The following is a 22799-nucleotide window of genomic DNA, read 5'->3' as shown; positions in this document are numbered from 1 at the left end:
AATCTTCATCCGTCATCGGCGCTTCCGCTTTTTTCCTATGATGTGATCGGCTATCCGGATTAACCGACACGCGCCCTGTAATGCGCCCCTGTAACATGCCCCTTGTGGGCGATGCTGCCGCACCCGTTTTTGACAAGGATCAGACAGGCATGCCGACGGATATCAAGGTTCCTTCTCTTGGCGAAAGCGTCACCACCGCTGTTGTCGCGAAATGGCTGAAAAAGGCTGGAGACGCCGTGGCCGCCGACGAAGCGGTTGTGGAGCTGGAAACCGACAAGGTCACGGTCGAGGTGAATGCGCCTGCCGCTGGCGTGCTGTCGGCCCAGTTCGCGGCAGAGGGGGAGGAGGTGTCGGTGGGTGCCGTGCTGGGTGAACTGGGCGCAGAGGGGGATGGGGAAGGGGATGCCGCCTCCCGCCCGGCCCCGTCTGCTCCTGCGCCAGCAAAGGAAGAGCCGGTGAAGACGGAGGCTGCGGCCAATCCGAAAAGCGGTATCAATCCGCCGCCACGCCCGTCCGGCCCCGTTTCTCGTCCGGCGACGCCTCCGGCTGATATTGCTGCGCACCCGCCTGCGGTCAGCGATCCCAGCATCCGTGAAAACGGCCCTGCTCCCTTGCCTGCGGCGCAGAAAATGCTGACGGAAAACCATGTTGATGCCTCTGCGCTGGGTTCCGGCAGCGGCAAGGATGGACGTATCACCAAGGGAGATGTGCTGGATTTCCTCAGCCGTCCTGCGGCAGCACCGTCTGCGCCGGTTTCAGCCCAGCGTGCTCCCGTGGTAGCCGAGGATGCGGCGCGTGAGGAACGGGTGAAAATGACCCGCCTGCGCCGCACGATCGCTCAGCGTCTGAAGGAAGCGCAGAACACGGCCGCAATGCTGACCACCTTCAATGAGGTGGATATGTCGGCGGTGATGGCACTGCGCAAGGAATACAAGGATCTTTTCGAGAAGAAGCATTCCGGTGTGCGGCTGGGCTTCATGTCTTTCTTCGTGCGTGCCTGCGTCAGCGCGCTGAAGGAATTTCCGGCCGTCAACGCGGAGATTGACGGTGATGAGGTCGTCTACAAGAACTTTGTTCATATGGGGATTGCGGTAGGCGGCTCCAACGGTCTCGTTGTGCCGGTGCTGCGGGATGCGGACAGCCTGGATTTCGCGCAGATTGAGCAGCGCGTGGCCGATTTCGGCAAACGCGCCCGGGATGGGGCGCTGAAACTGGACGAACTGACCGGCGGTACGTTCAGCATCACGAATGGTGGCGTGTATGGCTCCCTGATGTCCACGCCGATTTTGAATCCGCCTCAATCCGGTATTCTCGGCATGCACAAGATTCAGGATCGCCCTGTGGTGGTCGATGGAAAAATCGAGATCAGGCCGATGATGTATCTGGCGCTGTCCTATGATCACCGGATCGTTGATGGCAAGGAGGCGGTCAGCTTCCTGGTCCGGGTCAAGGAAGGGATCGAGGATCCGCGCCGTCTGCTGCTGGGTCTGTAGGATTGTTGTGACATGAGCGATGCATTCGATCTGATCGTCATCGGCGCTGGTCCGGGTGGCTATGTCTGTGCGGTGCGTGCGGCGCAGCTTGGGCTGAAAGTGGCCTGCGTTGAAAAGCGCGAGACGCTGGGCGGCACATGTCTGAATATCGGCTGTATTCCCTCCAAGGCGCTGTTGCAGTCGAGCGAGAATTATCACGCCCTGCTGCATCAGTTCGCGGAGCACGGCATTCAGGCGAAAGACGTTGCCCTTGATCTGGATCGGATGCAGGCACGGAAGGCAGAAGTCGTCTCCGCCAACGTGAAGGGTATCGAATTCCTGTTCCGCAAGAACGGGGTCACCTGGCTGAAAGGGGCCGCCAGCATCAGCGCGCCCGGCAAGGTTGAGGTCGGCGGCCAGAGTTATGACGCCCGGCATATCGTGATCGCCACCGGCAGCGAAAGCGTGCCACTGCCGGGGGTTCCGGTGGATGAGGTGAGGATTGTTACCTCGACCGGCGCGTTGTCCCTGCCTGCGGTGCCGAAGCATCTGGTGGTGATTGGCGGTGGTGTGATCGGTCTTGAACTCGGCAGCGTCTGGCGCAGGCTGGGGGCTGAGGTCACGGTGATCGAGTATCTCGATCGCATCGTGCCGGGTATGGATCAGGAAGTTGCCAAAGCCTTCCAGCGGATTCTGGAAAAGCAGGGTCTGGCCTTCCGCCTCGGCACCAAAGTGACCGGTGCGCAGGTGGATGAGGGTGGCGTGACCCTGACACTGGAACCGGCCAAAGGCGGTGAGACTGACACGCTACAGGCCGATATCGTGCTGGTGGCGATCGGGCGTCGGCCTTATCTGGACGGGCTTGGGTTGGATGACATTGGTGTCGTGCGTGATGAGCGCGGTCGTGTGCGGACGGATGCGCATTTTGCCACCAATATTGATGGTCTCTACGCCATCGGCGATGCCATTGCCGGACCAATGCTGGCGCACAAGGCTGAGGATGAAGGCGTGGCGCTGGCGGAAATGCTCGCCGGACAAGCCGGGCATGTCAATTACGATGTGATTCCCGCCGTTGTTTATACATGGCCGGAAGTCGCCTCGCTTGGCAGGACCGAGGAAGAACTGAAAGCCGCAGGAATTGCCTATAAAGTCGGCAAATTCCCCTTCACCGCGAATGGCCGTGCCCGCGCGATGGGCGATACGGACGGGTTTGTCAAAATCCTCGCTGATGCCAGAACGGATCGTCTTTTGGGTGCGCATATTCTCGGGCCTGATGCCGGCACGCTGATTGCCGAGCTGGCAACAGCCATGGAGTTCGGCGCCAGCAGCGAAGATGTTGCCCGTATCTGCCATGCTCATCCCAGCCTGAGCGAAGCGGTCAAGGAAGCGGCTCTGGCGGTTGATGGTCGTGCGATTCATATCTGATTTTTGCTGATCAGATCATAAAGAGTCATACAATGGTCCTGCCGCTTGCGCTGACGATGGGAGACCCGGCCGGGATCGGCCCGGAGATTACGCAGACGGCATGGCAGCGCCTGCGTCGGACCGGCCCTGTTTTCTATGTGATCGGCGATCCCGCTTTGTTTGGCACGCAGAAATTGTGCGTGATTGACAAACCCGCTGATGCGGCAGGCTGTTTTGCCGATGCACTGCCGGTTCTGCCATTGTCGCTTGCTGCTTCTGTCATGCCGGGACATCCTGATCAGGCCAATGCGCCGGCAGTGATTGCCTCTATTGAGCAGGCAGTACGGCATGTGCAGGCCGGGCAGGCGGCGGCTGTGGTCACGAATCCGATCAGCAAGGCGGTGCTGTATGGCAGTGGTTTTGCTTTTCCCGGTCATACCGAGTTTCTGGGCGCACTGACCGGAGGCACGCCGGTGATGATGCTGGCATCCCCTCTGCTGCGCGTGGTTCCTGTCACTGTGCATGTTTCCCTGCGGCGGGCGCTGGACATGCTGACGACCGATCTGATCGTGCAGACCGCCCGGATTACCATTGATGATCTCAAGAGCCGTTTTGGTTTGCCCTCCCCCCGTCTGGCGATAGCCGGTCTTAATCCTCATGCGGGAGAAAGCGGGGCGATGGGGGAAGAAGAGCAGACGATCATTGCGCCTGCCATGGAGTGTCTGCGCCAGGAAGGCCATACAATCCTCGGGCCTTATCCGCCGGATACAATGTTCACCGATACTGCCCGCCAGAATTATGATGCGGCTCTCTGCATGTATCACGATCAGGCCCTGATTCCGCTCAAGACACTGGATATGCGTCATGGGGTGAATGTCACGTTGGGCCTGCCGATCATTCGTACCTCGCCGGATCACGGCACGGCATTTGATATTGCCGGGCGTGGCATTGCCGAGGCCGACAGCCTGATGGCTGCCCTGCATCTGGCGGCGGAGATGGCGACGGGTTCGTAGCAGGCTGCTATAACGCTGCTTCATCCCGGCTGATCGTTACGGAGAGAACACGCGATGCCCGATACCGACCCTGGCTCCCATGCTTTGCGCCTTGGCGTCAATATCGATCACGTGGCCACGATCCGTAACGCGCGCGGCGGCACGGAGCCAGACCCGGTCCGTGCCGCACTGCTGGCATTGGAGGCCGGGGCAGACGGGATCACCATGCATCTGCGGGAAGATCGCCGTCATATCCGTGATGCCGATCTGACACAGGTGATGGCGGCGATCCGTGCTCCGCTCAATCTGGAAATGGCTGCGACGGATGAGATGGTCGGCATTGCCCGTCACCTGCGTCCCCATGCCTGCTGTCTGGTGCCGGAGCGGCGTGAGGAAGTGACAACGGAAGGTGGGCTGGATGCAGCCGGTCACATCGTCTCGCTGATGCCGAAAATCGCTGCGTTGCGTGATGCCGGCATCCGTGTGTCACTGTTCATTGATCCGGATCCGCGGCAGCTTCGTGCTGCGGTGGCGCTGGGTGCGCCGGTTGTGGAACTGCATACCGGGGCTTATGCGTTGGAGGCTGATGCATCCCATGAGCTGGCACGTTTGCAGGGGGCTGCATCAATGGCGCGTGATCTCGGGCTTGAATGCCATGCCGGTCACGGTCTGACGGTGGATAATGTTACGCCGGTCGCACAGCTTCCGGGGGTGAGGGAGTTGAATATCGGCCATGCCCTGATTGCTGAAGCCGTGTTTGCCGGTCTGGGGCAGGCCATCCGTGATATGCGTCTGGCGATGGATCGTGCCATCGCTGCATGAGGAGCCGCGAGCAGGTCGGTACTTTGGTTGTTTTTAGGAAGGAGCAAGTTGATATGAAGACTTTGACGTCTTTTCTACGCAAGAGAGCACATCTGTACCCTGTTGCGGCATTGCTTCCTGTTGTTCTGGCGGCCCAGCCCGCTCTGGCGGATAAAAAACCGCCGCAAGTAATGGCGACCGGGCGCTGTACCATGGTGATGACGCCGGATCAGGCCTCGACCTCCGTGACTGTTGCTGCCTCCGGCAGTGATGTGAATGCTGTGTTGGGTGATGCGACCAAGCGGTTCAATGCGTTTCTGGAGGCCGTGAAGGCTTTGAATCTGCCGGATGTGAAACTCAGCGGCAGCGGGGTCTCTGTTGCGCCGGAATATGATTATGATCACGGCAAGCGCATTTTGCGTAATTACCGTGCGCAGGGTGCGCTGCATATCGTGACCACGAGTGTCGCCCGTCTGGCCGAGGTTGCTCCTTTGGCAGCCAAAAACAGGATTGATGAGGTCGGGGCGATTGATCCTGGTATTTCCCATATGACATGGCAGGCCGCGATCAGGGAGTGTTTGCCCAAGGCGGCGGCTGATGCAAAGGAACGGGCGGCAGCAATGGCCTCTGGTGTTGGTATGACAATTGGGGCGCCTTTGATGATCAGCGATCAGGTCATCAACGCTCCCTCCCATGCGCCTATGCCCATGATGCGGGCTATGGCAACGGCTCCGGATGCTACGGCCAATGTTCCGGTGACTGAACTGCGCAAGGTACTGGCTGTGTCCGCTTCGTTTGCCCTTGTCGATCCGCATGAGAAATCGGGGGAAGGCAGCAAAGAAGGCAGCAAACAGGATGATGACTGAGCAGAATGCCGGTCAGAGTTCCTGAAGGGGGCTTATCCGGCCCGCGGATGCGCTTTCTGCCAGACGGCCAGTAACTGGGCCTGATCCACCTGGGTGTAGCGCTGAGTAGTGGACAGGCTGGCATGGCCCAGCAGATCCTGAATGGCACGTAAATCTGCCCCGGCCGCCAGAAGATGTGTTGCAAAGCTGTGCCGCAGGGCATGCGGGGTTGCGTGTTCCGGCAGGTTATACAGGGTACGGAATTGCCGCAGGGTTCTCTGCGCAACGCCTGGATTGAGCCGTGCTCCCCGCACACCGACAAAAAGCGGAGCGGATGCTTCCGGGACAGGATGAAACCGCAGCCAGTCGGACAGGGATGTTCGAACCGAGGGGATGACCGGCACCATGCGCTGCCGCCCCCCTTTTCCCGTGATGCGGAGTGTGTCGTGTTGGCTGTCCCCCACCATCAGGCCCAGCGCCTCGCCCAGACGTAAGCCGCAGCCATAGAGAAGGGCGAACAGCGCGGTATCCCGTGCCTGTGTGAACGGGTTTTCGCTGGCCTCCCCGATGTCGCGGGCTGCCGCCAATGCCTGGGTCTGATCAAGCGCCCGAGGCAAAGGAGGCTTGGCCTTCGGGGTGCGCAGCAGGGGCAGCGCGCTGTTCTCAAGGGCGTGGCGCTGGCGCAGGAAGTGGAAAAAACTGCGGATTGAGGCCAGATGCCGTGCTCTGGTCGCATTTCCGGCTCCCTTCACGGCCTCAGAAGCCAGCCAGGCCCGGAAATCAGACAGACCCAGCCGACCAAGCATTGCCATATCTGGCTCGGCCCCTTGATGCGTGGCCAGAAAGCCCAGAAATGCGGCGACATCATCACCGTAGGCGCGGCAGGTGAGGGGGGCTGCGCGCTTTTCATCCCGCAGCCAGTCGATCCAGTCGCGTCTGGCCTGTTCTGCCATCATTGTCAGTGCTGATCTGTCTGGATGGCGCTATCCCGATCCAGGGCGGAGGAAGTGGCCTCAGCAAGAAAGCGCAGCGCCTGACGGGCATTGGGGGCAGCGAGTTCCTCCCTGTTCCGCGCCGCCAGTACCATCAGCCAGGGGGATGGTGATGATGTGCGAGGCAGCAGTAGCAGCGCATCCTGCCGGATCAGGGGGGCTGTTTCCCGATGCAGCGTCAGATCGGGGATTGTCAGGCTGCGGATCTGGACATCCTTATCTCCCAGCAGGGCACTCATGGCGGTGCGGGCCATTGGCTCAACCCCTGCCCGTTCGCAGACCATGGGAGTCAGAAGGGCAGGAGAAGTCGGATAATACAGGCGGGTATATTCAATCCCCAGCAGGCTGGGCAGTTCCTGAAGAATACAGTCCATGGCATCTGATGCCCGCAACAGAGCCAGGACCGAGCGTTGGATACGCGTTGTCAGACAGGCAGAGGCACGGCTGGCCTGAAGGATATCGCGGGCTGCATTGCAGGCGACCTCACAACGGACACGCTCGGCATCAATACGTGCCTGCATGTGATCGGCGAGCGTATCCCCATGCACCCGTCGTGGCGGTGACAGGCTGGCGTACAGGTCCGGGCGCCCTGCCAGCCAGTCAGGATGAGCACGAAGAAAAGCATCAATGCAATCAGAATCCATTGGCTTTCGCTAAGGAAGGAGGATCGGATGGCTCTGCCATCCGTCAGTATGCGCCATCAGCCGGTAAGCTGTCTCTGCAAACAGATAACACCCATATATTCAGCGTTGTCACGCCGTGCGATGGTACAGGATGAGCAGTGCCGACCGGAAGAGACGTTTACAGGTCATGTTGCCCTATCCATTTCCGGGCCCGTTTGATTATGCGGTCCCGCCGGATCTGGCGCCGCAGCCGGGTGATATCGTGTTGGTGCCGCTCAATCGGCGGGAAGAAGTGGGCGTGGTCTGGGATGAGGCAACCCCTCCTGCCGGGGCGGCTTCCACACAATCATCCGCTGGCTCTGGCAGGCATGTCCCTGATCATCGTCTGAAGCCGCTACTGGCGGTGCTGGACGCGCCGCCTTTGCCTGCCCCTCTGCGTCGTTTCATCGATTGGGTCGCAGGCTATACGCTGTCTCCCCCCGGTGAGGTGATGGCGATGGCGCTGAGGATCAACGCGCTGCGTCCGGAACGGGCCGTAACAGGGTTGCAACTGGTAGCCTCCCCGCCGGAGGGGATCAGGCTGACCGAGGCGAGACGGCAGGTGATGGCCCTGCTCGCGGATGGCACCCCCATGACGTCACAGGCCGTGCGGGAGCATTTGCCTGAGATCAGCAGTGCCGTGCTGAGGAACATGGTCTCGCAGGGTTTGCTGGAACAGGTGCCGATGGTCCGGCCGAGCCGCTATGGAGTGCCGGAGTCTGCCTTCACAGTGCCGGATCTCTCGGCGGATCAGGCAGAGGTTGCGGAGTCTCTGCGGGAAGCGGTCAGGGCGCACACTTTCTCGGTGACGTTGCTGGAGGGGGTGACTGGCTCCGGCAAGACCGAGGTTTATCTGGAAGCCATTGCCGAGGCTCTCACCTGCGGTCGGCAGACCCTGATTCTGCTGCCGGAAATAGCGCTTTCCACCCAGTGGCTGGACCGTTTCCGTCGCCGTTTCGGTGTGGAGCCTGCCATCTGGCATTCCGATCTCAGCAGCCTGACGCGCCGTCAGTGCTGGCGGGCAGTGACATCCGGAGAGGCGAAGGTGGTGGTGGGCGCGCGCTCCGCCCTGTTTTTGCCCTTCTCCAATCTGGGGCTGGTGGTGGTGGATGAGGAGCATGAAACCGCCTTCAAGCAGGAGGATGGCATCATCTATCATGCGCGGGATATGGCGGTGGTGCGCGCGCGGTTCGAGCAGGCGGCCTCTCTGCTGGTTTCGGCAACGCCGAGTCTGGAGACTCTGGCGAATGTCGAGTCGGGGCGCTATCGCCGCCTGAGCCTGCGGGCGCGGCATGGGGTGGCGCGGTTGCCTTCGGTCACGGCAATCGATCTGCGCTCCCATCCGCCGGAGCGCAATCATTTCCTGTCCCCGCCTCTGGTGACGGCGATCAGGCAGGCGTTTGAGCGGGGGGAGCAAGCCATGCTGTTCCTGAACCGGCGCGGTTACGCCCCTCTTACTCTCTGCCGGGCCTGCGGGACGCGGATGCAGTGCCCGCATTGCACGGCCTGGCTGGTGGAACACCGTTTGCGCCGTCAGCTCATCTGTCATCATTGCGGGCATGAGGAGCCGGTGCACCTATCCTGCCCGTCCTGTGGCGCCGAACATGCTCTGACCGCGATCGGTCCGGGTGTGGAACGAATCACCGAGGAAGCCGCCACGTTATTCCCGGGGGCAAGGGTGCTGGTCATGGCCAGTGACACTTTGCCCGGGCCAGCCGCGGCGGCCGAGGCAGCCGGGCGGGTGGCGGCGCGGGAGGTTGATCTGCTGATCGGTACACAGATTGTCGCGAAAGGCTGGAATTTTCCCCATCTGACCTGTGTCGGGGTGGTGGATGCCGATCTCGGGCTTGGCGGCGGCGATCTGCGTGCCTCGGAACGCACCGTCCAGTTGCTGCATCAGGTTGCCGGGCGGGCCGGACGGGCAGAGGCGCCCGGGCATGTTTTTCTGCAAAGCTGGAATCCGGATCATCCGGCCATTCAGGCGCTTCTCAACAATGATTTCGCAGCGTTCATGGAGGGAGAATCGGAGATTCGGCGCATAGGGTACTGGCCGCCCCATGGCAGGCTGGCGGCCCTGATCGTCAGTGCCGACGATGCGGCCACAGCCGACCGGCTCGCGCTGGACCTTGCGCGCAATGCACCGGATGGTGACGGTATATGGGTTCTGGGGCCAGCTCCGGCGCCGCTCGCCGTGCTGCGCGGGCGTCATCGTCGCCGTTTGCTGCTGCGGACCCGTCGGACGATTGCGGTCCAACCCATCCTGCGCCGGTGGCTTCAGGAAATGACTGTGCCCCGTGGAGCACGCATTGAAATTGATGTCGATCCCGTGTCGTTTCTGTAACGGGTTATAAAGACTGACTTTTTTCTTGTTGGCCCGTGCGTGGTGACAAAATTCAGGGCATGACAGGGCATTTTTCGGTCGTAAAACCGTCATTCAGAGCACGATCATTCCGGTCATGTCTGTTGCACGGGTGTTATCTGCATGCTAGACGGCCACCGCCGGAGCCGGGAGGTTGGGTCCGGTTCCAGAGGAACACCAGCGAGAAAGCGAGACCGTGGCCTCGAATGGCGCAAATGAAAGCGGCGCGGCCGTAACCGGCATCCCGCAGCGGGAAGCGAAGCATGTGTCCGGCACCGCTGTGTCCGGCTTGGCGAAGCGTTATGCCTCCGCACTTTATTCTTATGCCGGGGACAGCGGCGATCTGGATGGCGTTATCGCCCGGATCGAGGCCCTTGGGCGGCTGATCGACGAAAGCGCCGATCTGCGCAGCCTGCTCGGCAGTCCTCTTGTCGATGTCAACCGTGCTCGGGATGCCGTTCTGGCCGTGCTCGACCGGCAGGGTTTTACCCGCATCGAACGCAATTTTGTCGGTACGGTGGCCAATAACCGCCGCCTCGGCTCACTGCGCTCCATTATCAGCGCCTTCGCGGTGCTGGTGGCAGAGAAGCGTGGTGAGGCCGTGGCCGTGGTCGAATCGGCCCATGAACTGACCGAGGTGCAGGAGCATCAGCTCCGCGCCAGCCTGATCGAAGCCGGTTACGGCAATGTGCGCATCGAAAAGCACGTGGACCCCAGCCTTCTGGGTGGTCTGGTCGTGCGGATCGGTACGCGCCTGTATGACACAAGCCTGAAATCCCGGCTGCAGCGCCTGCAGTACGCCATGAAGGGAGCCGCCTGATGGACATCCGTCCTGCCGAGATCTCGGAAATCCTTAAATCTCAGATTGCTTCCTTCGATAGCGAAGCGAATGTGGCCGAAACGGGCCAGGTTCTGAGCGTCGGCGATGGTATCGCCCGCGTCTATGGCCTGCAGAACGTGATGGCCGGTGAGCTGGTGGAATTCCCCTCCGCCGGGTTGAAGGGCATGGCCCTGAACCTGGAAAATGACAATGTCGGCGTCGTGATCTTCGGCGATGACCGCCAGATCCGCGAAGGCGACACCGTCGCCCGTACCCGCGAAATCGTGGACGTGCCGGTTGGCCGTGGTCTGCTGGGCCGCGTGGTTGACGCGCTGGGCAATCCCATCGACGGCAAGGGTCCGCTGACGGATGTGACCCGCACCCGCGTCGAGGTGAAGGCCCCGGGCATCATTCCCCGCAAATCGGTGCATGAGCCGATGCAGACCGGCCTGAAGTCGGTTGACGCGCTCATCCCCATCGGACGTGGCCAGCGCGAATTGGTGATCGGTGACCGCCAGACCGGCAAGACCACCGTCATTCTCGACACCTTTATCAATCAGAAGCCGATCAACCAGGGCACGGATGAGAGCAAGAAGCTCTATTGCATCTATGTCGCGGTTGGTCAGAAGCGTTCCACCGTCGCGCAGATCGTGCGCACGCTGGAAGAGCAGGGCGCGATGGAATACTCCATCGTCGTCGCCGCCACCGCTTCCGATCCGGCTCCGATGCAGTTCCTGGCCCCGTATACCGGCTGCGCCATGGGCGAATTCTTCCGCGACAACGCGATGCATGCCGTGATCGCTTATGACGATCTGTCCAAGCAGGCTGTCGCTTATCGCCAGATGTCCCTGCTGCTGCGTCGTCCGCCGGGACGTGAAGCCTATCCGGGTGACGTGTTCTACCTGCATTCCCGTCTGCTGGAACGTGCCGCGAAGATGAACGATGCGCATGGCGCGGGTTCTCTGACGGCCCTGCCGGTGATCGAAACACAGGCCGGTGACGTGTCCGCCTACATCCCGACCAACGTGATCTCCATCACCGATGGTCAGATCTTCCTTGAGACCGAACTGTTCTTCAAGGGCATCCGCCCGGCGGTGAATGTCGGTCTGTCCGTCTCCCGCGTCGGGTCTTCGGCCCAGATCAAGGCGATGAAGCAGGTTGCCGGCTCCATCAAGCTGGAACTGGCCCAGTATCGCGAAATGGCGGCATTCGCCCAGTTTGCTTCCGATCTTGATGCCTCCACCCAGAAGCTTCTGGCCCGCGGCGCCCGTCTGACCGAGCTGCTGAAGCAGCCGCAGTTCACACCGTATCCGGTGGAATTGCAGGTTGCGGTGATCTTTGCCGGTGTGAAGGGATATCTCGACGCTATTCCGACCGACAAGGTCGTGGAGTTCGAGCGCCGTCTGGTGGCTGAGCTGCGTGGTGCGCAGAAGGACATTCTGGACGCCATCCGCAACGACCGTGAAGTCAAGAGCGAAACCGAGGCGAAGCTGCGCAGCTTCCTCGAAGGCTTCGTCAAAAACTTCACCGTCTGATCGAAGGGAAGCCCAGGACATGGCGAGCCTGAAGGCGCTTCGGGGACGGATCACCAGCGTCAAATCGACGCAAAAGATCACCAGCGCCATGAAAATGGTGGCCGCGTCCAAGCTGCGACGTGCTCAGCAGGCAGCAGAGGCCGCGCGCCCCTATGCCGAGCTGATGCAGCGCATGCTGGCGGCGCTGGCCGATAACGTGGCGGGCAGCCCTTCTGCCCCCCGCATTCTGGTTGGAACCGGTCAGGATAAGGTCCACCTGCTGGTGGTCATTTCTGCTGACCGTGGTCTGGCCGGTGCGTTCAACACCAATGTGGGCCGTGCTGCCCGCACGCTGGCCAACAGGCTGGAATCCGAAGGCAAGACGGTGAAAATTCTTACCGTCGGCCGCAAGGCGCGTGACTATTTGCGTCGTGATCTGGAGACCCGTCTGCTGCCTGAAACCTCGCTGGCAGGGAAGAAAGTGCTCGCTTTTGCGGATGCGCTGGCCCTCTCGCAGCAGATTACGGCGCGGCTGGATGCGGGTGAATTCGATGTCTGCACGCTGGTCTATAATCACTTCAACTCCGTGATCAGCCAGACTCCCGGCGAAACACAGCTTATTCCGGCGCAGGTACCGCAGGCGGCTCCGGCTGATGCAGGTGCATCCAGCAACGGTGCCAAGGCGGTGTATGAGTTCGAGCCGGACGAAGAAACCCTGCTGGCCAAGCTGCTGCCGCAGAATCTGGCCATTCAGATCTATCGTGCGATTCTGGAAAGCGCTGCGGGCGAACATGCGGCGCGGATGACAGCGATGGATAATGCCACCCGCAATGCCGGTGACATGATCAAGCGTCTGTCTTTGACCTATAACCGCACGCGCCAAGCCAATATTACACGTGAACTGATCGAGATCATCTCCGGCGCCGAAGCGCTGTAGCCGATCCGCGAAAGAGGAGAGCCGCAGATGGCAAGCAACAATGTCGGGCGGGTCACCCAGATTCTGGGCGCCGTGGTTGACGTGCAGTTCGATGGCGAACTGCCTTTCATCCAGAATGCGCTGCAGACCCGGATCGGTGATCGCACCCTGATTCTTGAAGTCGCACAGGAACTTGGCGAGCGCACAGTCCGTGCCATCGCCATGGACAGCACCGATGGTCTGGTGCGTGGCGCCGAAGTCGAAGACCTTGGTCGTCCGATCACGGTGCCGGTAGGCCCGGGCACGCTCGGCCGTATCCTGAACGTCATCGGCGAGCCGATTGACGAGCGTGGTCCGGTCGATGCCAAGAAGACCTACTCCATCCACCGTGAAGCCCCGTCTTTTGAAGAGCAGGCAGCCTCCGCCGAGATCCTCGTTACGGGCATCAAGGTGGTCGATCTGCTCGCCCCTTATCTGAAAGGCGGCAAGATCGGTCTGTTCGGTGGTGCAGGCGTCGGCAAGACCGTGCTGATCCAGGAACTGATCAATAATATCGCCAAGGCGCATGGTGGCGTGTCGGTCTTTGCCGGGGTGGGTGAACGCACCCGTGAAGGCAATGACCTGTATCACGAAATGATTGATGCGGGCGTCATCAAGCTCGGTGAGAACACCACCGAAGGCTCCAAGGTGGCGCTGGTCTATGGCCAGATGAACGAGCCGCCGGGTGCCCGTGCGCGCGTGGCGCTGTCCGGTCTGTCCATCGCGGAATATTTCCGTGATGAAGAAGGCCAGGACGTGCTGTTCTTCGTGGACAACATTTTCCGCTTCACGCAGGCCGGCGCCGAAGTGTCCGCGCTGCTGGGTCGTATTCCTTCCGCCGTGGGTTATCAGCCGACCCTGGCGACCGATATGGGCGCGCTGCAGGAACGCATTACCTCCACCAAGAAGGGGTCGATCACCTCGGTGCAGGCCATTTATGTTCCCGCCGACGACCTGACCGACCCGGCGCCTGCGACCTCCTTCGCCCATCTTGACGCGACGACCGTGCTGAACCGCGCGATCTCCGAAAAGGGTATTTACCCGGCAGTGGATCCTCTGGACTCCACCTCCCGCTCCCTCGATCCGCGTATCGTGGGTGAGGAACACTACAAAGTGGCGCGCGATGTGCAGCGTATTCTGCAGACCTACAAGTCACTGCAGGACATCATCGCCATTCTGGGCATGGATGAACTGTCTGAAGAAGACAAGCTCACCGTGGCCCGTGCCCGTAAGATCGAGCGCTTCATGTCCCAGCCCTTCCATGTGGCGGAAGTCTTCACGGGTTCCCCCGGCGTGTTCGTAAGCATCGAAGATACGGTCCGCTCCTTCAAGGAAATCGTCGAAGGCAAGCATGACGATCTGCCGGAAGCGGCATTCCTGATGGTTGGCACCATCGAGGATGCCCGCAAGAAGGCCGAGGCGCTGAAGGCGAAGGCCTGATCCCATGGCCCAGACCAGCCTTGAAATCGTCAGCCCGGAAAAGCGTCTCCTGTCCAGATCCGTGGACATGGTCGTGATCCCGGCTGCGGAGGGTGAGCTGGGCGTACTGCCCGGCCATGCCCCGATGATCGTGCTGCTTCAGGGCGGCACCATCCGGCTTTACCAGAATGGCCAGGTGACCGACCGGCTTTATGTCGCGGGCGGGTTCGCGGAGATCACGCCAGAGCGTTGCACGGTTCTGGCCGATCAGGCGCGGCCGGTCGCCGAGATTTCAGCAACTGAGGCCGAAAAGCGTTTGGCGGATGCGGAAGCGGCTTATGCCACGGTCGATAAGCTTGATATCACGGCCTTGGATGCAGCCATGGAGTCCATACAGGCGGCGCGGGCCATGGTTGAGGCTGCCAGACACTGAGCGATCAACCTTGGTGTTGGCACACATGGCGTTTAGAAAGCCTCGGCCATTTGGCCGGGGCTTTCTTGTCTTTTTATGCTGTGGTGTCGCGCCGGTGGTGCGGCCTTCATGCCACAGGTGGTGATCGTATTTGCCGAATGACCATTGCACCGGGCAGGGGCGGCTATAATTTCGGTCTGCTGCGCGTTGTTGAAGAAACACTGACGGCAAAGCGAGTTGAGCGGATATCTCCATGAAGCATTGGCGTATTGAAGACGTGCCCTGGTCGGATTTCGACCCGGCTCTGGTTGATCCGGCGATTGTGCCGCTGGTCAAGGCCGCGGCAATGGTCGAGCGCAATGGAACTGACTACGCTGTGTATCTGAACGGTGTGTTCCGGGATGATCCGGACTTTTCCGGGGCGGCGGATCGCTGGGCGGTGGAAGAGGTTCAGCACGGGGATGCGCTGGGAAAATGGGCCAGCCTCGCCGACCCGGATTGGAATTATGAGGCTGCCTTCGCCCGCTATAAGGCTGGCTACCAGATTGATCTCAGTGCAAATGCCTCAATCCGTGGTTCCCGCACCGGTGAGCTGATCGCCCGATGCATGGTGGAGACGGGAACCTCCTCCTATTACACTGCGCTCGGCGATGCGACAGAGGAACCGGTTCTGAAGCATATCTGTAAGCTGATTGCGGCGGACGAATATCGCCATTTCAAATTGTTCTATGACCATATGCGGCGTTATCTGGATCGGGAGAAGATCGGCTTTCTGAGCCGCCTGCGCATTGCCGCCGGGCGCATTGGTGAGAGCGAGGATGATGAATTGGCCTTCGCTTATCACTGCGGAAACGAGGCCGAGAACACCCCCTATAGTCATGAGCGCTGTATTGCCGCTTATATGAGTCAGGCGATGGGCTATTATCGTTATCATCACATTCAGCGGGCCACCGGAATGGTATTCAAGTCAGTGGGGCTGATGCCGCATGGGCGGTTATCCACCTTGTCGACCAAACTGGCATGGGCTTTGATGCAGCGCCGCCGCAAGCATTTCCTTCGGCAGCCTGTTGGCAAGGACGCGGGCGGGCAGACGCAGAGCTTGGCTAAGGCTGCCTGATCAATGACCAAGCCTTCTGCCCTCACTCCGTCGAGCAAGCCTGTTCGGCATCGTGCGCATCCTGTTCGTCTTCTGTTTTTGCTGCCCTTTGTCGCCATGCTGGCGGTTCCGTTTTACAACCGGATCGAGCCATCCCTTGGTGGGGTGCCGTTTTTTTACTGGTATCAGACGGCTTGGGTGTTCATCACCGCGATTTTGGCGGCCATCGTATATCGTGCCGAGCACGTAGCCGATCATAAGGCTGATCACTGAGAAAGATGCCGTAAGATGGATTGGGTTGCGACAGGCATTTTCATAGGCCTGTTCATATTCGTGACACTGCTGGGATTTGCCGCGGCCCGCTGGCGGGCGGGGGATCTCAATCAACTCCATGAATGGAGCCTGGGGGGGAGGCGTTTCGGAACCTTCGTAACCTGGTTTCTGCTGGGGGGTGATCTCTATACGGCCTATACTTTCATCGCGGTCCCGGCCTTCATGTATGGCAAGGGCGCGATGGGCTTTTTCGCCATTCCCTACACTATTCTGATCTACCCGATCCTTTATCTGGTATTCCCACGGCTTTGGACGGTGGCGCATCGACAGGGCTACACCACCGCTGCTGATTTTGTGCGGGGACGTTTCGGTAATCGATGGCTGTCTCTGGCGGTCGCGATAACCGGCTTGTTGGCCACTATGCCTTATATCGCGCTTCAGCTTGTCGGTATGGAGGTCGTGATCGGTGCGCTCGGTTTTCACGGCACTGGCTTGTGGGGCGATATGCCATTGATCATCGCGTTTCTGATCCTGGCCGCTTTCACATATACATCGGGCCTGCGTGCCCCGGCGATGATTGCAGTGGTCAAGGATCTGCTGATCTACATCACAGTCTTTGCAGCCGCGATTATCGTGCCGATGCATCTGGGTGGGTTCGGGCAGATTTTCGCGCATATCCCGTCGCAGAAACTGCTGCTGGCAACGCCGGGCCCGGACTCTCTGGGAGACTGGAGTGTTTACGCCACTCTGGCGCTCGGTTCGGCGATCGCCTTGTTCCTGTATCCGCACTCTCTGACCGGGGTGCTCAGTGCCAGCAGTCCGGATGCTATCCGGCGCAATGCGGCAATCCTGCCGGCCTATTCCTTTACGCTGGCACTGTTGGCTTTGCTCGGTTTCATGGCGATTGCTGTCGGACTGACTGTTTCACCCCAGCTTTCGGTGCCGGAGCTGTTCAAGGCATCCTTTCCCTCCTGGTTTGTCGGCGTGGCGTTTGCGGCCATTGCCATCGGGGCATTGGTGCCGGCAGCGATCATGTCTATCGCGACGGCGGCCATTTTCACCCGCAATGTCTGGCGGGAGTTCCTGCGTCCCAATTGCACCGATGCCGAGGAAGCAGGGATCGCGAAATTCGTTTCCATGCTGGTGAAGCTTGGTGCGCTGGTGTTCATCATTTTCATGCCGAAAGATTACGCGATCCAGTTGCAACTGCTGGGTGGGGTCTGGATCATTCAGACGGCACCCCCGATCTTTCTGGGGCTTTACAGTCGTTTCTTCCGTTCCTGGCCTTTGCTGGCCGGATGGGCTGTGGGAATCGTATCAGGCACATGGATGGTGGCGGAAACCGGCTTCAAGGGCGCCACATACGGATTACATCTGGGTAGCTGGACGATTCCGGGCTATGCGGCGGTCTATGCGTTGATTTTGAATATTGCGGCATCGACCCTGTTTTCCGCAATCTTCGCCTTGAAAGGGCCGGAGCACACGCAGGATTTGAGCGTGTTGGAGGAAGAGACGGCCTAGATTACCTCCCGGTCATTCCCCTTTGCATGCCTTCTGGTACAATCGCCCGTCACGGACGTGCAGGAGAGCAGGCGAATGAGCCAGACTACCAAAATCCCGGCCACCCTCATTCCGGGCGATGGCATTGGTCCCGAGATTGTCGAGTCTGTCGTCAGCGTGCTGGACGCTCTCGGTTCTCCGTTTGAATGGGACTCTCAATATGCCGGTATGGCGGCTATCGCCCGGGTGGGTGATCCGCTGCCCCGTGAAACGATCCAGAGTATTCATCATAACAAGCTGGCGCTTAAAGGTCCGCTGACGACTCCCACGGGCGGTGGATACCGCTCGGTCAACGTGCAGCTCCGCAAGGAATTCGAACTGTTCGCCAATGTTCGCCCTGCGCTGACCCTGATCCCGGGTGGACGGTTCGAGAATGTCGATATCACCCTGATCCGCGAGAATCTCGATGGTTTCTATGCCGCGTTCGAGCATTATATGCCGATTGGTGACGACCCCCATGCCGTAGCGATGTGTGCGGGCTTCAACACCCGCACGGGCTGTCACCGGATTATTCGCTACGCCTTTGAATACGCGATGCAGAATGGCCGCAAGAAGGTCACGCTGGTCCACAAGGCGAATATCCTGAAGGCGCTGACCGGTATCTTTCTGGAGGCAGGCAAGGAAATCGCCAAGGAATATGAGGGCCGTATCGCTTTCGAGGAAAGAATCGTCGATGCCTGCGCGATGCAGTTGGTACTCGATCCCGGTCGCTTCGATGTCATCGTCACAACCAATCTGTTCGGCGATATTCTGTCTGATCTGATTGCCGGGCTGATCGGTGGGCTTGGTCTTGCCCCGGGCGGAAATATCGGCAAGCAGGCAGCGATTTTCGAAGCGGTCCATGGCTCGGCCCCCGACATCGCCGGTAAAGGAATCGCCAATCCGCTGGCGCTGATGCTGGCGGCGGCTATGATGCTGGACCATGTCGGCAAGACTGATCTGGCAACCAGGTTGCGTAATGCCATCCGTATCACGACCCTGGAGGATGGCATCCGTACCCCTGATCTGGGGGGAACCGCCAAAACCAGGGAACTGACACAGGCTCTGATCAGCCGCATCGGGTAAAGCGGGCGGTCCTTCGGGGTGAGGAACAAAAGAAAAACCCTCTTCTCTCCATCAGGGAAGGGGGATATTTTGGCAGGGTGGAGTTAAGCTTTCCTTTACGGGCCGCGCATATTCGTCGTCAGTTGGGACGGCTTTGCGCTATGCTTGGTTGGGCCGCCCTGCATGAGGTTCCGCTACCCAATGGCCGTCGGGCCGATATTCTGGCCCTGCGCGGTGACGGCAGCTTTGTCTGTATTGAAATCAAGTCCGGCAGCCGCGATTTCATGACGGATCGCAAGTGGCGAGAGTATCACGCTTATGCGGATGCCCTGTTTTTTGCGGTCGATCTCGATTTTCCGCTTTCTTTGCTGCCGGACGATGTCGGGATCATCGTGGCTGACAGCCATGGTGCGGAAATCATCCGCCCTGCACAGGAAGGCAGGGCCATGGCGCCGGCCCGGCGCCGCAGTCTGACATTGACCTATGCGCGTCTGGCTGCTGGCAGACTGGCAGCCGCACTGGACCCTGATTTGCGCTCCTCTCTCATGGCGGCCCATCTGGTGGAATAGCGGGGTTCCGCGTCAGGCTATGGCAGCGGCCAGCTCGGCAGGTTGCGGCACGGTGGTGGGACGGAGGCGTGTGGCAGTCAGACCGGCGGCGATATTGCCAAGTTCCGCTGCGCGTTCGATGGCGCAGCCAGCGGCCAGCGCCGCACTGACGGTTGCCACGACGGCTTCTGTCACGCCAGACAGGCGGGCTTTTTCCCCCGCAATGGTGTCAAGGGTCCGGGTTCCGGATTCATCTGCCAAAGTCAGGCCGCCATCCTGTCGCAGGGCCATAACGGCACGATGCCCGAACCGTGCCCGCAATTCGGCTGCGGCAATTTCGACCTGCTCGGGCGTTTCGCAGGCCAGCCCGGTGGCATGAGATAATTCGCGTCTGCCGGGGACGATAATATCAGCCCCGGCAAACAGCACAGAGCGGCCAAGGCTGGGGGCGACCACCAGCGGACGGCCTGCCGCGCGGGCAGCCAGCGAAATACCGGAAATCACCGGACCGGACAGCAGGCCGTTCCCGTAATCGGCCAGTACGGTAATCGAGGTTGCGGCCATGGCATCGCGGGCAATCCGTAGAAGCCTGTCACTCAGCCGATCCTGAATATCCTCGCGGATTTCACGATCAACGCGCAGAATTTGCTGACCATCCGCCATATAGCGGGTTTTGCGGGTTGTGATACGGCCGCCCTCAACCAGCAGCCAGGGCTCTACACCGGGTTGGCTGCCGACCAGCCCGGTGAGGTCGGAGCCGGTCTGGTCATCACCGACCAGCGACACAAAGGCGACAGCGGCCCCAAGCGCGGTCAGGCAGCGCAGCACAGTGCCGGCTCCTCCCGGAACGGCCATTTCCTCATCAGCGCGCAGTACGCGCAGGGACGGTTCCTGCAAGCCATCCCGCATCGGTCCACTGATGTATTCATCCATCATGACATCGCCGACTACCAGCAGGCTGGCCTGATGGAATTTCGGCAGTCCGGGCAGGGTCGGAACAGCGGGCGCAGAACCGGTGCTGCCGGACCAGTCGTCCCGCATGGCGGCGTGCGCACGTCGCAGAAAGGACCGCTGCGGATCAGGCATGGGGATACTGTCTGGCATGGTTGCCTGCATCGGCAACAACGTGCCGCCCGACGGAGAATAAAAGGTTCATTGCAGCCAGATTAAAACAGATTTCTCGCTCTTGGAATTATTACTGCACACGATACCATCATATTTTAAACGAACCTCTGTCCCTTTCGGCCATGTGTGGTTTTACCATTCCCATGACGGCGCTGGTTGAAAAAGGCAGGAAGGTGGGTGGAGATTCGGCCCAACCTTGCCAAAAAGATGCGAAACTGCTGCAATTTCGTCTCTTAAGATGCGGAGATTGCTTGATGTTACGCTATGTGCTTGCGGTGTTTCTGGGTATGGCTTCCCTTGGTTTGTCCGCTGAAGCGCACGCGCAGTCCGAGCAGCAGGCGATTGTCGACCGTGCAACGCTGACGGTGCAGGACATGCTGGGGCCGGCTCATTCCAGTGATCGCATCAACACACTGAAACGGGCGCGGGCGGTGATGATCTGCCCGCAATCCTTCCGGGCGGCCTTTATTTTCGGCGGGGCCGGCGCAAGCTGCGTCCTGTCGGCGCGTGATGGGGCCGGATCATGGTCTGCCCCGGCTTTCTTTTCGATGTCCAGCGTCAGCTTCGGGCTTCAGATCGGGATTCAGGACAGCCAGATCATGCTCATGATCATGAATGACAAGGCCTTGAGCGCGATCATGGACAAGCAGTTCAAGTTCGGCGGCGATGCCTCCCTGTCCGTGGCGACGTTCGGAGCGGGGGTAGAGGGTGATGTGACTGCCGCATTGCGGGCGGATATTATCGGGTTCTCCAAATCCCGTGGTCTGTTCGGAAGCGTCGCGCTGAACGGGACTTTCCTGACCACCGATACGGATGCCAACCGCGCCTATTACGGACAGGCTCTGGCCGCCCGGCAGATTGTGATCCAGATGCAGGTCAATAATCCCGGCGCCGACCCGCTGCGCACCATCCTTGCGCGCTATGGCACGCCAGGTCAGGCAGCCGCCGCGCCTGTTGCGGCCGGGCAGCCGACCCAGACGCAGGAGCCAGCCTATGCGCCTGCCCCGGTAACGGGCGGCCCTACCAGACTGGCACCGGTTCAGCAGCAGACCCTGCCCCCGCCGCGCTGATAAAATAAGGCATGCCCGGGAGGATGCATGGGGACAGATAGCGGAGATCAGCTTCTTTTGGCTACCGGTGCGGGCTGGAAGGCTTTATCACTGGTTTTATGACTGAGGCCCTTCCTTTCTGGAAAACCAAACACCTGACCGAGCTGACCCGTGAGGAATGGGAAAGCTTGTGTGATGGTTGCGGGCGCTGCTGCCTGCATAAGCTGAGGGATGAGGAGACGGAGGAACTGGCTTTCACCAATGTATCCTGCCGTCTGCTGGATACACAAAGCTGCCGTTGCACCAGCTATGCCACCCGATTTCGCAAGGTGCCGGACTGCATCAGCCTGACCCCCGCTCTGGTCGCGGAGATCGACTGGCTGCCGCCGAGCTGTGCCTATCGGATTGTGCTCAACGGCAAGGATCTGCCCTGGTGGCATCCTCTGGTCTCCGGCGATCCGGAGACGGTGCATCAGGCGGGCATTTCAGTACGTGGCCGCGCGATTGATGAGCGGGAGGCCGGGCCGCTGGAGGATTACATCGTCTCCTGGCCCGGTCGTTTTCCCCGTCCACGCCGCCCCCGGCAGGAGCCGGCAGGCAAGACGGCCGATGAGTCATGAGGCTGCCGCTGTTTCGGACGAAACCGGCTGGCCCGGTGGCGGCACCGGAGCGGTTGGATGCTTCCTCTGCGGCCATTATCGTGACGGAAACTCTGCCGGGCGGCTTGCCTGTGCCTGTCTTATGGCGCCGCAATGTACGGGCGCGGCGGATCAGTCTGCGTATTGATGCACGGCGCGGCCATGCGGTGCTGACCTTGCCGGGCCGTGTCGGCCGTAAGGCCGGTCTGGAACTGCTCTATCGCCATGCGGAGTGGGTGGAAGAAAAACTGGCGATGCTGCCGCCGCCTCTTTTATTTCAGAACGGCGCGACAATACCGTTCAATGGCAGGGAGGTGGTCATCTGCCATGACGGGCAGGCGCGTGGCGTGGTGCGGCTGGAGGGCGAAACGCTGCATGTCAGCGGTGATCCCGCGTTTCTGAAGCGCCGTGTGCAGGATTGGCTGCGGCGGGAGGCACAGAAGCGTTTCTCGACTTTGACGTTGGCCAAGGCGGCTGCTGCCGGGTTGAAGCCGCGTCGCGTTTCCATCAAGGATACAGTGTCGCGCTGGGGCAGTTGTGCGCCGGATGGCAGCATCGCTTATAGCTGGCGGCTGATCATGGCACCGCCCTATGTTCAGGATTATGTGGCGGGCCATGAGACCGCCCATCTGAAACATATGAATCACAGCGCTGATTTCTGGGCGCTTTGTGTACAACTGACCCCCTATCGTGCGCAGGCGACGGCCTGGTTGCGGCAGGAGGGGGGCAGGCTGATGCGGGTCGGCGTGGGATGATTCCAGCAGGATCGGGCGAAGGTGCCAGGAGATGCAAATGGGGGATGCGTGCGGGGGCAGCATG

At 60.6% G+C, this 22799-nt stretch carries 22 protein-coding genes; 19 read left to right on the top strand and 3 right to left on the bottom strand.

Annotation, left to right across the window (positions count from 1 at the left end; all coding sequences use genetic code 11):
• The first annotated feature begins 149 nt into the window (after nt 1-149).
• Genes odhB through GBCGDNIH1_RS22830 form a run of 5 tightly spaced genes read left to right on the top strand, consistent with a single transcriptional unit; the run spans nt 150 to nt 5535 of the window.
• On the top strand, nt 150-1493 hold the full coding sequence (odhB, locus tag GBCGDNIH1_RS22850) for a 2-oxoglutarate dehydrogenase complex dihydrolipoyllysine-residue succinyltransferase (RefSeq protein ID WP_025318502.1): 1344 nt from the start codon (nt 150-152) through the stop codon (nt 1491-1493).
• A 12-nt stretch (nt 1494-1505) separates the two neighbouring features.
• Nucleotides 1506-2897 (top strand): dihydrolipoyl dehydrogenase, encoded by a 1392-nt coding sequence (gene lpdA / locus GBCGDNIH1_RS22845; protein ID WP_011632766.1) that lies wholly within the window; start codon nt 1506-1508, stop codon nt 2895-2897.
• A gap of 32 nt (nt 2898-2929) precedes the next feature.
• Nucleotides 2930-3889, top strand: a complete 960-nt coding sequence (pdxA, locus tag GBCGDNIH1_RS22840) for a 4-hydroxythreonine-4-phosphate dehydrogenase PdxA (protein WP_011632765.1) — start codon at nt 2930-2932, stop codon at nt 3887-3889.
• A 54-nt stretch (nt 3890-3943) separates the two neighbouring features.
• The gene (locus GBCGDNIH1_RS22835; protein ID WP_011632764.1) at nt 3944-4690 is read left to right on the top strand and encodes a pyridoxine 5'-phosphate synthase; all 747 of its coding nucleotides are present in this window, start codon (nt 3944-3946) and stop codon (nt 4688-4690) included.
• A 53-nt stretch (nt 4691-4743) separates the two neighbouring features.
• Complete coding sequence (locus tag GBCGDNIH1_RS22830) at nt 4744-5535, top strand: SIMPL domain-containing protein (protein ID WP_043453092.1); 792 nt, start codon at nt 4744-4746, stop codon at nt 5533-5535.
• A 32-nt stretch (nt 5536-5567) separates the two neighbouring features.
• On the opposite strand, the gene GBCGDNIH1_RS22825 is transcribed toward GBCGDNIH1_RS22830, so the two are convergent.
• The gene (locus tag GBCGDNIH1_RS22825; protein ID WP_011632762.1) at nt 5568-6470 is read right to left on the bottom strand and encodes a tyrosine recombinase XerC; all 903 of its coding nucleotides are present in this window, start codon (nt 6468-6470) and stop codon (nt 5568-5570) included.
• 2 nt (nt 6471-6472) lie between these two features.
• Complete coding sequence (locus GBCGDNIH1_RS22820; protein WP_011632761.1) at nt 6473-7150, bottom strand: hypothetical protein; 678 nt, start codon at nt 7148-7150, stop codon at nt 6473-6475.
• Nucleotides 7151-7280: 130 nt separating this feature from the next.
• On the opposite strand from GBCGDNIH1_RS22820, the gene GBCGDNIH1_RS22815 reads away from it, so the two are divergent.
• The 11 genes from GBCGDNIH1_RS22815 (at nt 7281) to GBCGDNIH1_RS22765 (ending at nt 19189) form a co-directional block, all read left to right on the top strand.
• Complete coding sequence (locus GBCGDNIH1_RS22815) at nt 7281-9509, top strand: primosomal protein N' (RefSeq protein WP_043453089.1); 2229 nt, start codon at nt 7281-7283, stop codon at nt 9507-9509.
• Nucleotides 9510-9723: 214 nt separating this feature from the next.
• On the top strand, nt 9724-10347 hold the full coding sequence (locus tag GBCGDNIH1_RS22810; protein WP_408874669.1) for a F0F1 ATP synthase subunit delta: 624 nt from the start codon (nt 9724-9726) through the stop codon (nt 10345-10347).
• A complete protein-coding gene (gene atpA / locus GBCGDNIH1_RS22805) occupies nt 10347-11882 on the top strand; it encodes a F0F1 ATP synthase subunit alpha (protein WP_011632758.1) in 1536 nt (511 codons plus the stop codon). Before GBCGDNIH1_RS22810 ends, atpA begins: the two co-directional genes overlap by 1 nt.
• A gap of 19 nt (nt 11883-11901) precedes the next feature.
• Nucleotides 11902-12798, top strand: coding sequence for a F0F1 ATP synthase subunit gamma (locus GBCGDNIH1_RS22800; RefSeq protein ID WP_011632757.1), 897 nt, complete (start codon nt 11902-11904; stop codon nt 12796-12798).
• A gap of 27 nt (nt 12799-12825) precedes the next feature.
• Nucleotides 12826-14256 carry a F0F1 ATP synthase subunit beta gene (atpD, locus tag GBCGDNIH1_RS22795; protein ID WP_011632756.1) on the top strand — a complete coding sequence of 477 codons (1431 nt, stop codon included), beginning with the start codon at nt 12826-12828 and terminating at the stop codon, nt 14254-14256.
• A gap of 4 nt (nt 14257-14260) precedes the next feature.
• Entirely contained in the window at nt 14261-14668 is a 408-nt protein-coding gene (atpC, locus tag GBCGDNIH1_RS22790) for an ATP synthase F1 subunit epsilon (protein WP_011632755.1), read from the top strand.
• Between the two features lie 232 nt (nt 14669-14900).
• Nucleotides 14901-15764, top strand: coding sequence for a hypothetical protein (locus GBCGDNIH1_RS22785; RefSeq protein WP_011632753.1), 864 nt, complete (start codon nt 14901-14903; stop codon nt 15762-15764).
• Nucleotides 15765-15767: 3 nt separating this feature from the next.
• Nucleotides 15768-16016, top strand: a complete 249-nt coding sequence (locus tag GBCGDNIH1_RS22780) for a DUF3311 domain-containing protein (RefSeq protein WP_011632752.1) — start codon at nt 15768-15770, stop codon at nt 16014-16016.
• 15 nt (nt 16017-16031) lie between these two features.
• Nucleotides 16032-17537 (top strand): monocarboxylate uptake permease MctP, encoded by a 1506-nt coding sequence (gene mctP / locus GBCGDNIH1_RS22775; protein WP_011632751.1) that lies wholly within the window; start codon nt 16032-16034, stop codon nt 17535-17537.
• 75 nt (nt 17538-17612) lie between these two features.
• Nucleotides 17613-18641: an isocitrate/isopropylmalate dehydrogenase family protein gene (locus tag GBCGDNIH1_RS22770; protein WP_025318508.1), complete on the top strand. Its 1029-nt coding sequence runs from the start codon at nt 17613-17615 to the stop codon at nt 18639-18641.
• 77 nt (nt 18642-18718) lie between these two features.
• On the top strand, nt 18719-19189 hold the full coding sequence (locus GBCGDNIH1_RS22765; protein WP_011632749.1) for an MmcB family DNA repair protein: 471 nt from the start codon (nt 18719-18721) through the stop codon (nt 19187-19189).
• A 12-nt stretch (nt 19190-19201) separates the two neighbouring features.
• On the opposite strand, the gene GBCGDNIH1_RS22760 is transcribed toward GBCGDNIH1_RS22765, so the two are convergent.
• Nucleotides 19202-20272 carry a bifunctional heptose 7-phosphate kinase/heptose 1-phosphate adenyltransferase gene (locus GBCGDNIH1_RS22760; RefSeq protein ID WP_157692032.1) on the bottom strand — a complete coding sequence of 357 codons (1071 nt, stop codon included), beginning with the start codon at nt 20270-20272 and terminating at the stop codon, nt 19202-19204.
• Nucleotides 20273-20547: 275 nt separating this feature from the next.
• On the opposite strand from GBCGDNIH1_RS22760, the gene GBCGDNIH1_RS22755 reads away from it, so the two are divergent.
• From GBCGDNIH1_RS22755 to GBCGDNIH1_RS22745, 3 genes are all read left to right on the top strand, one after another.
• A complete protein-coding gene (locus GBCGDNIH1_RS22755) occupies nt 20548-21363 on the top strand; it encodes a lipid-binding SYLF domain-containing protein (RefSeq protein WP_025287368.1) in 816 nt (271 codons plus the stop codon).
• A gap of 98 nt (nt 21364-21461) precedes the next feature.
• Nucleotides 21462-21962 carry a YcgN family cysteine cluster protein gene (locus GBCGDNIH1_RS22750; RefSeq protein ID WP_011632746.1) on the top strand — a complete coding sequence of 167 codons (501 nt, stop codon included), beginning with the start codon at nt 21462-21464 and terminating at the stop codon, nt 21960-21962.
• A complete protein-coding gene (locus GBCGDNIH1_RS22745; protein WP_011632745.1) occupies nt 21959-22735 on the top strand; it encodes a M48 family metallopeptidase in 777 nt (258 codons plus the stop codon). The genes GBCGDNIH1_RS22750 and GBCGDNIH1_RS22745 overlap by 4 nt, the downstream gene beginning before the upstream one ends.
• The last annotated feature ends 64 nt before the right edge of the window (nt 22736-22799 follow it).

Origin of the sequence: Granulibacter bethesdensis CGDNIH1 (assembly GCF_000014285.2) — a bacterium.
GTDB classification, from domain to species: domain Bacteria; phylum Pseudomonadota; class Alphaproteobacteria; order Acetobacterales; family Acetobacteraceae; genus Granulibacter; species Granulibacter bethesdensis.
The sequence above is the reverse complement of the archived record's forward strand: the minus strand, read 5'-3'. Positions and strand labels throughout refer to the sequence as shown.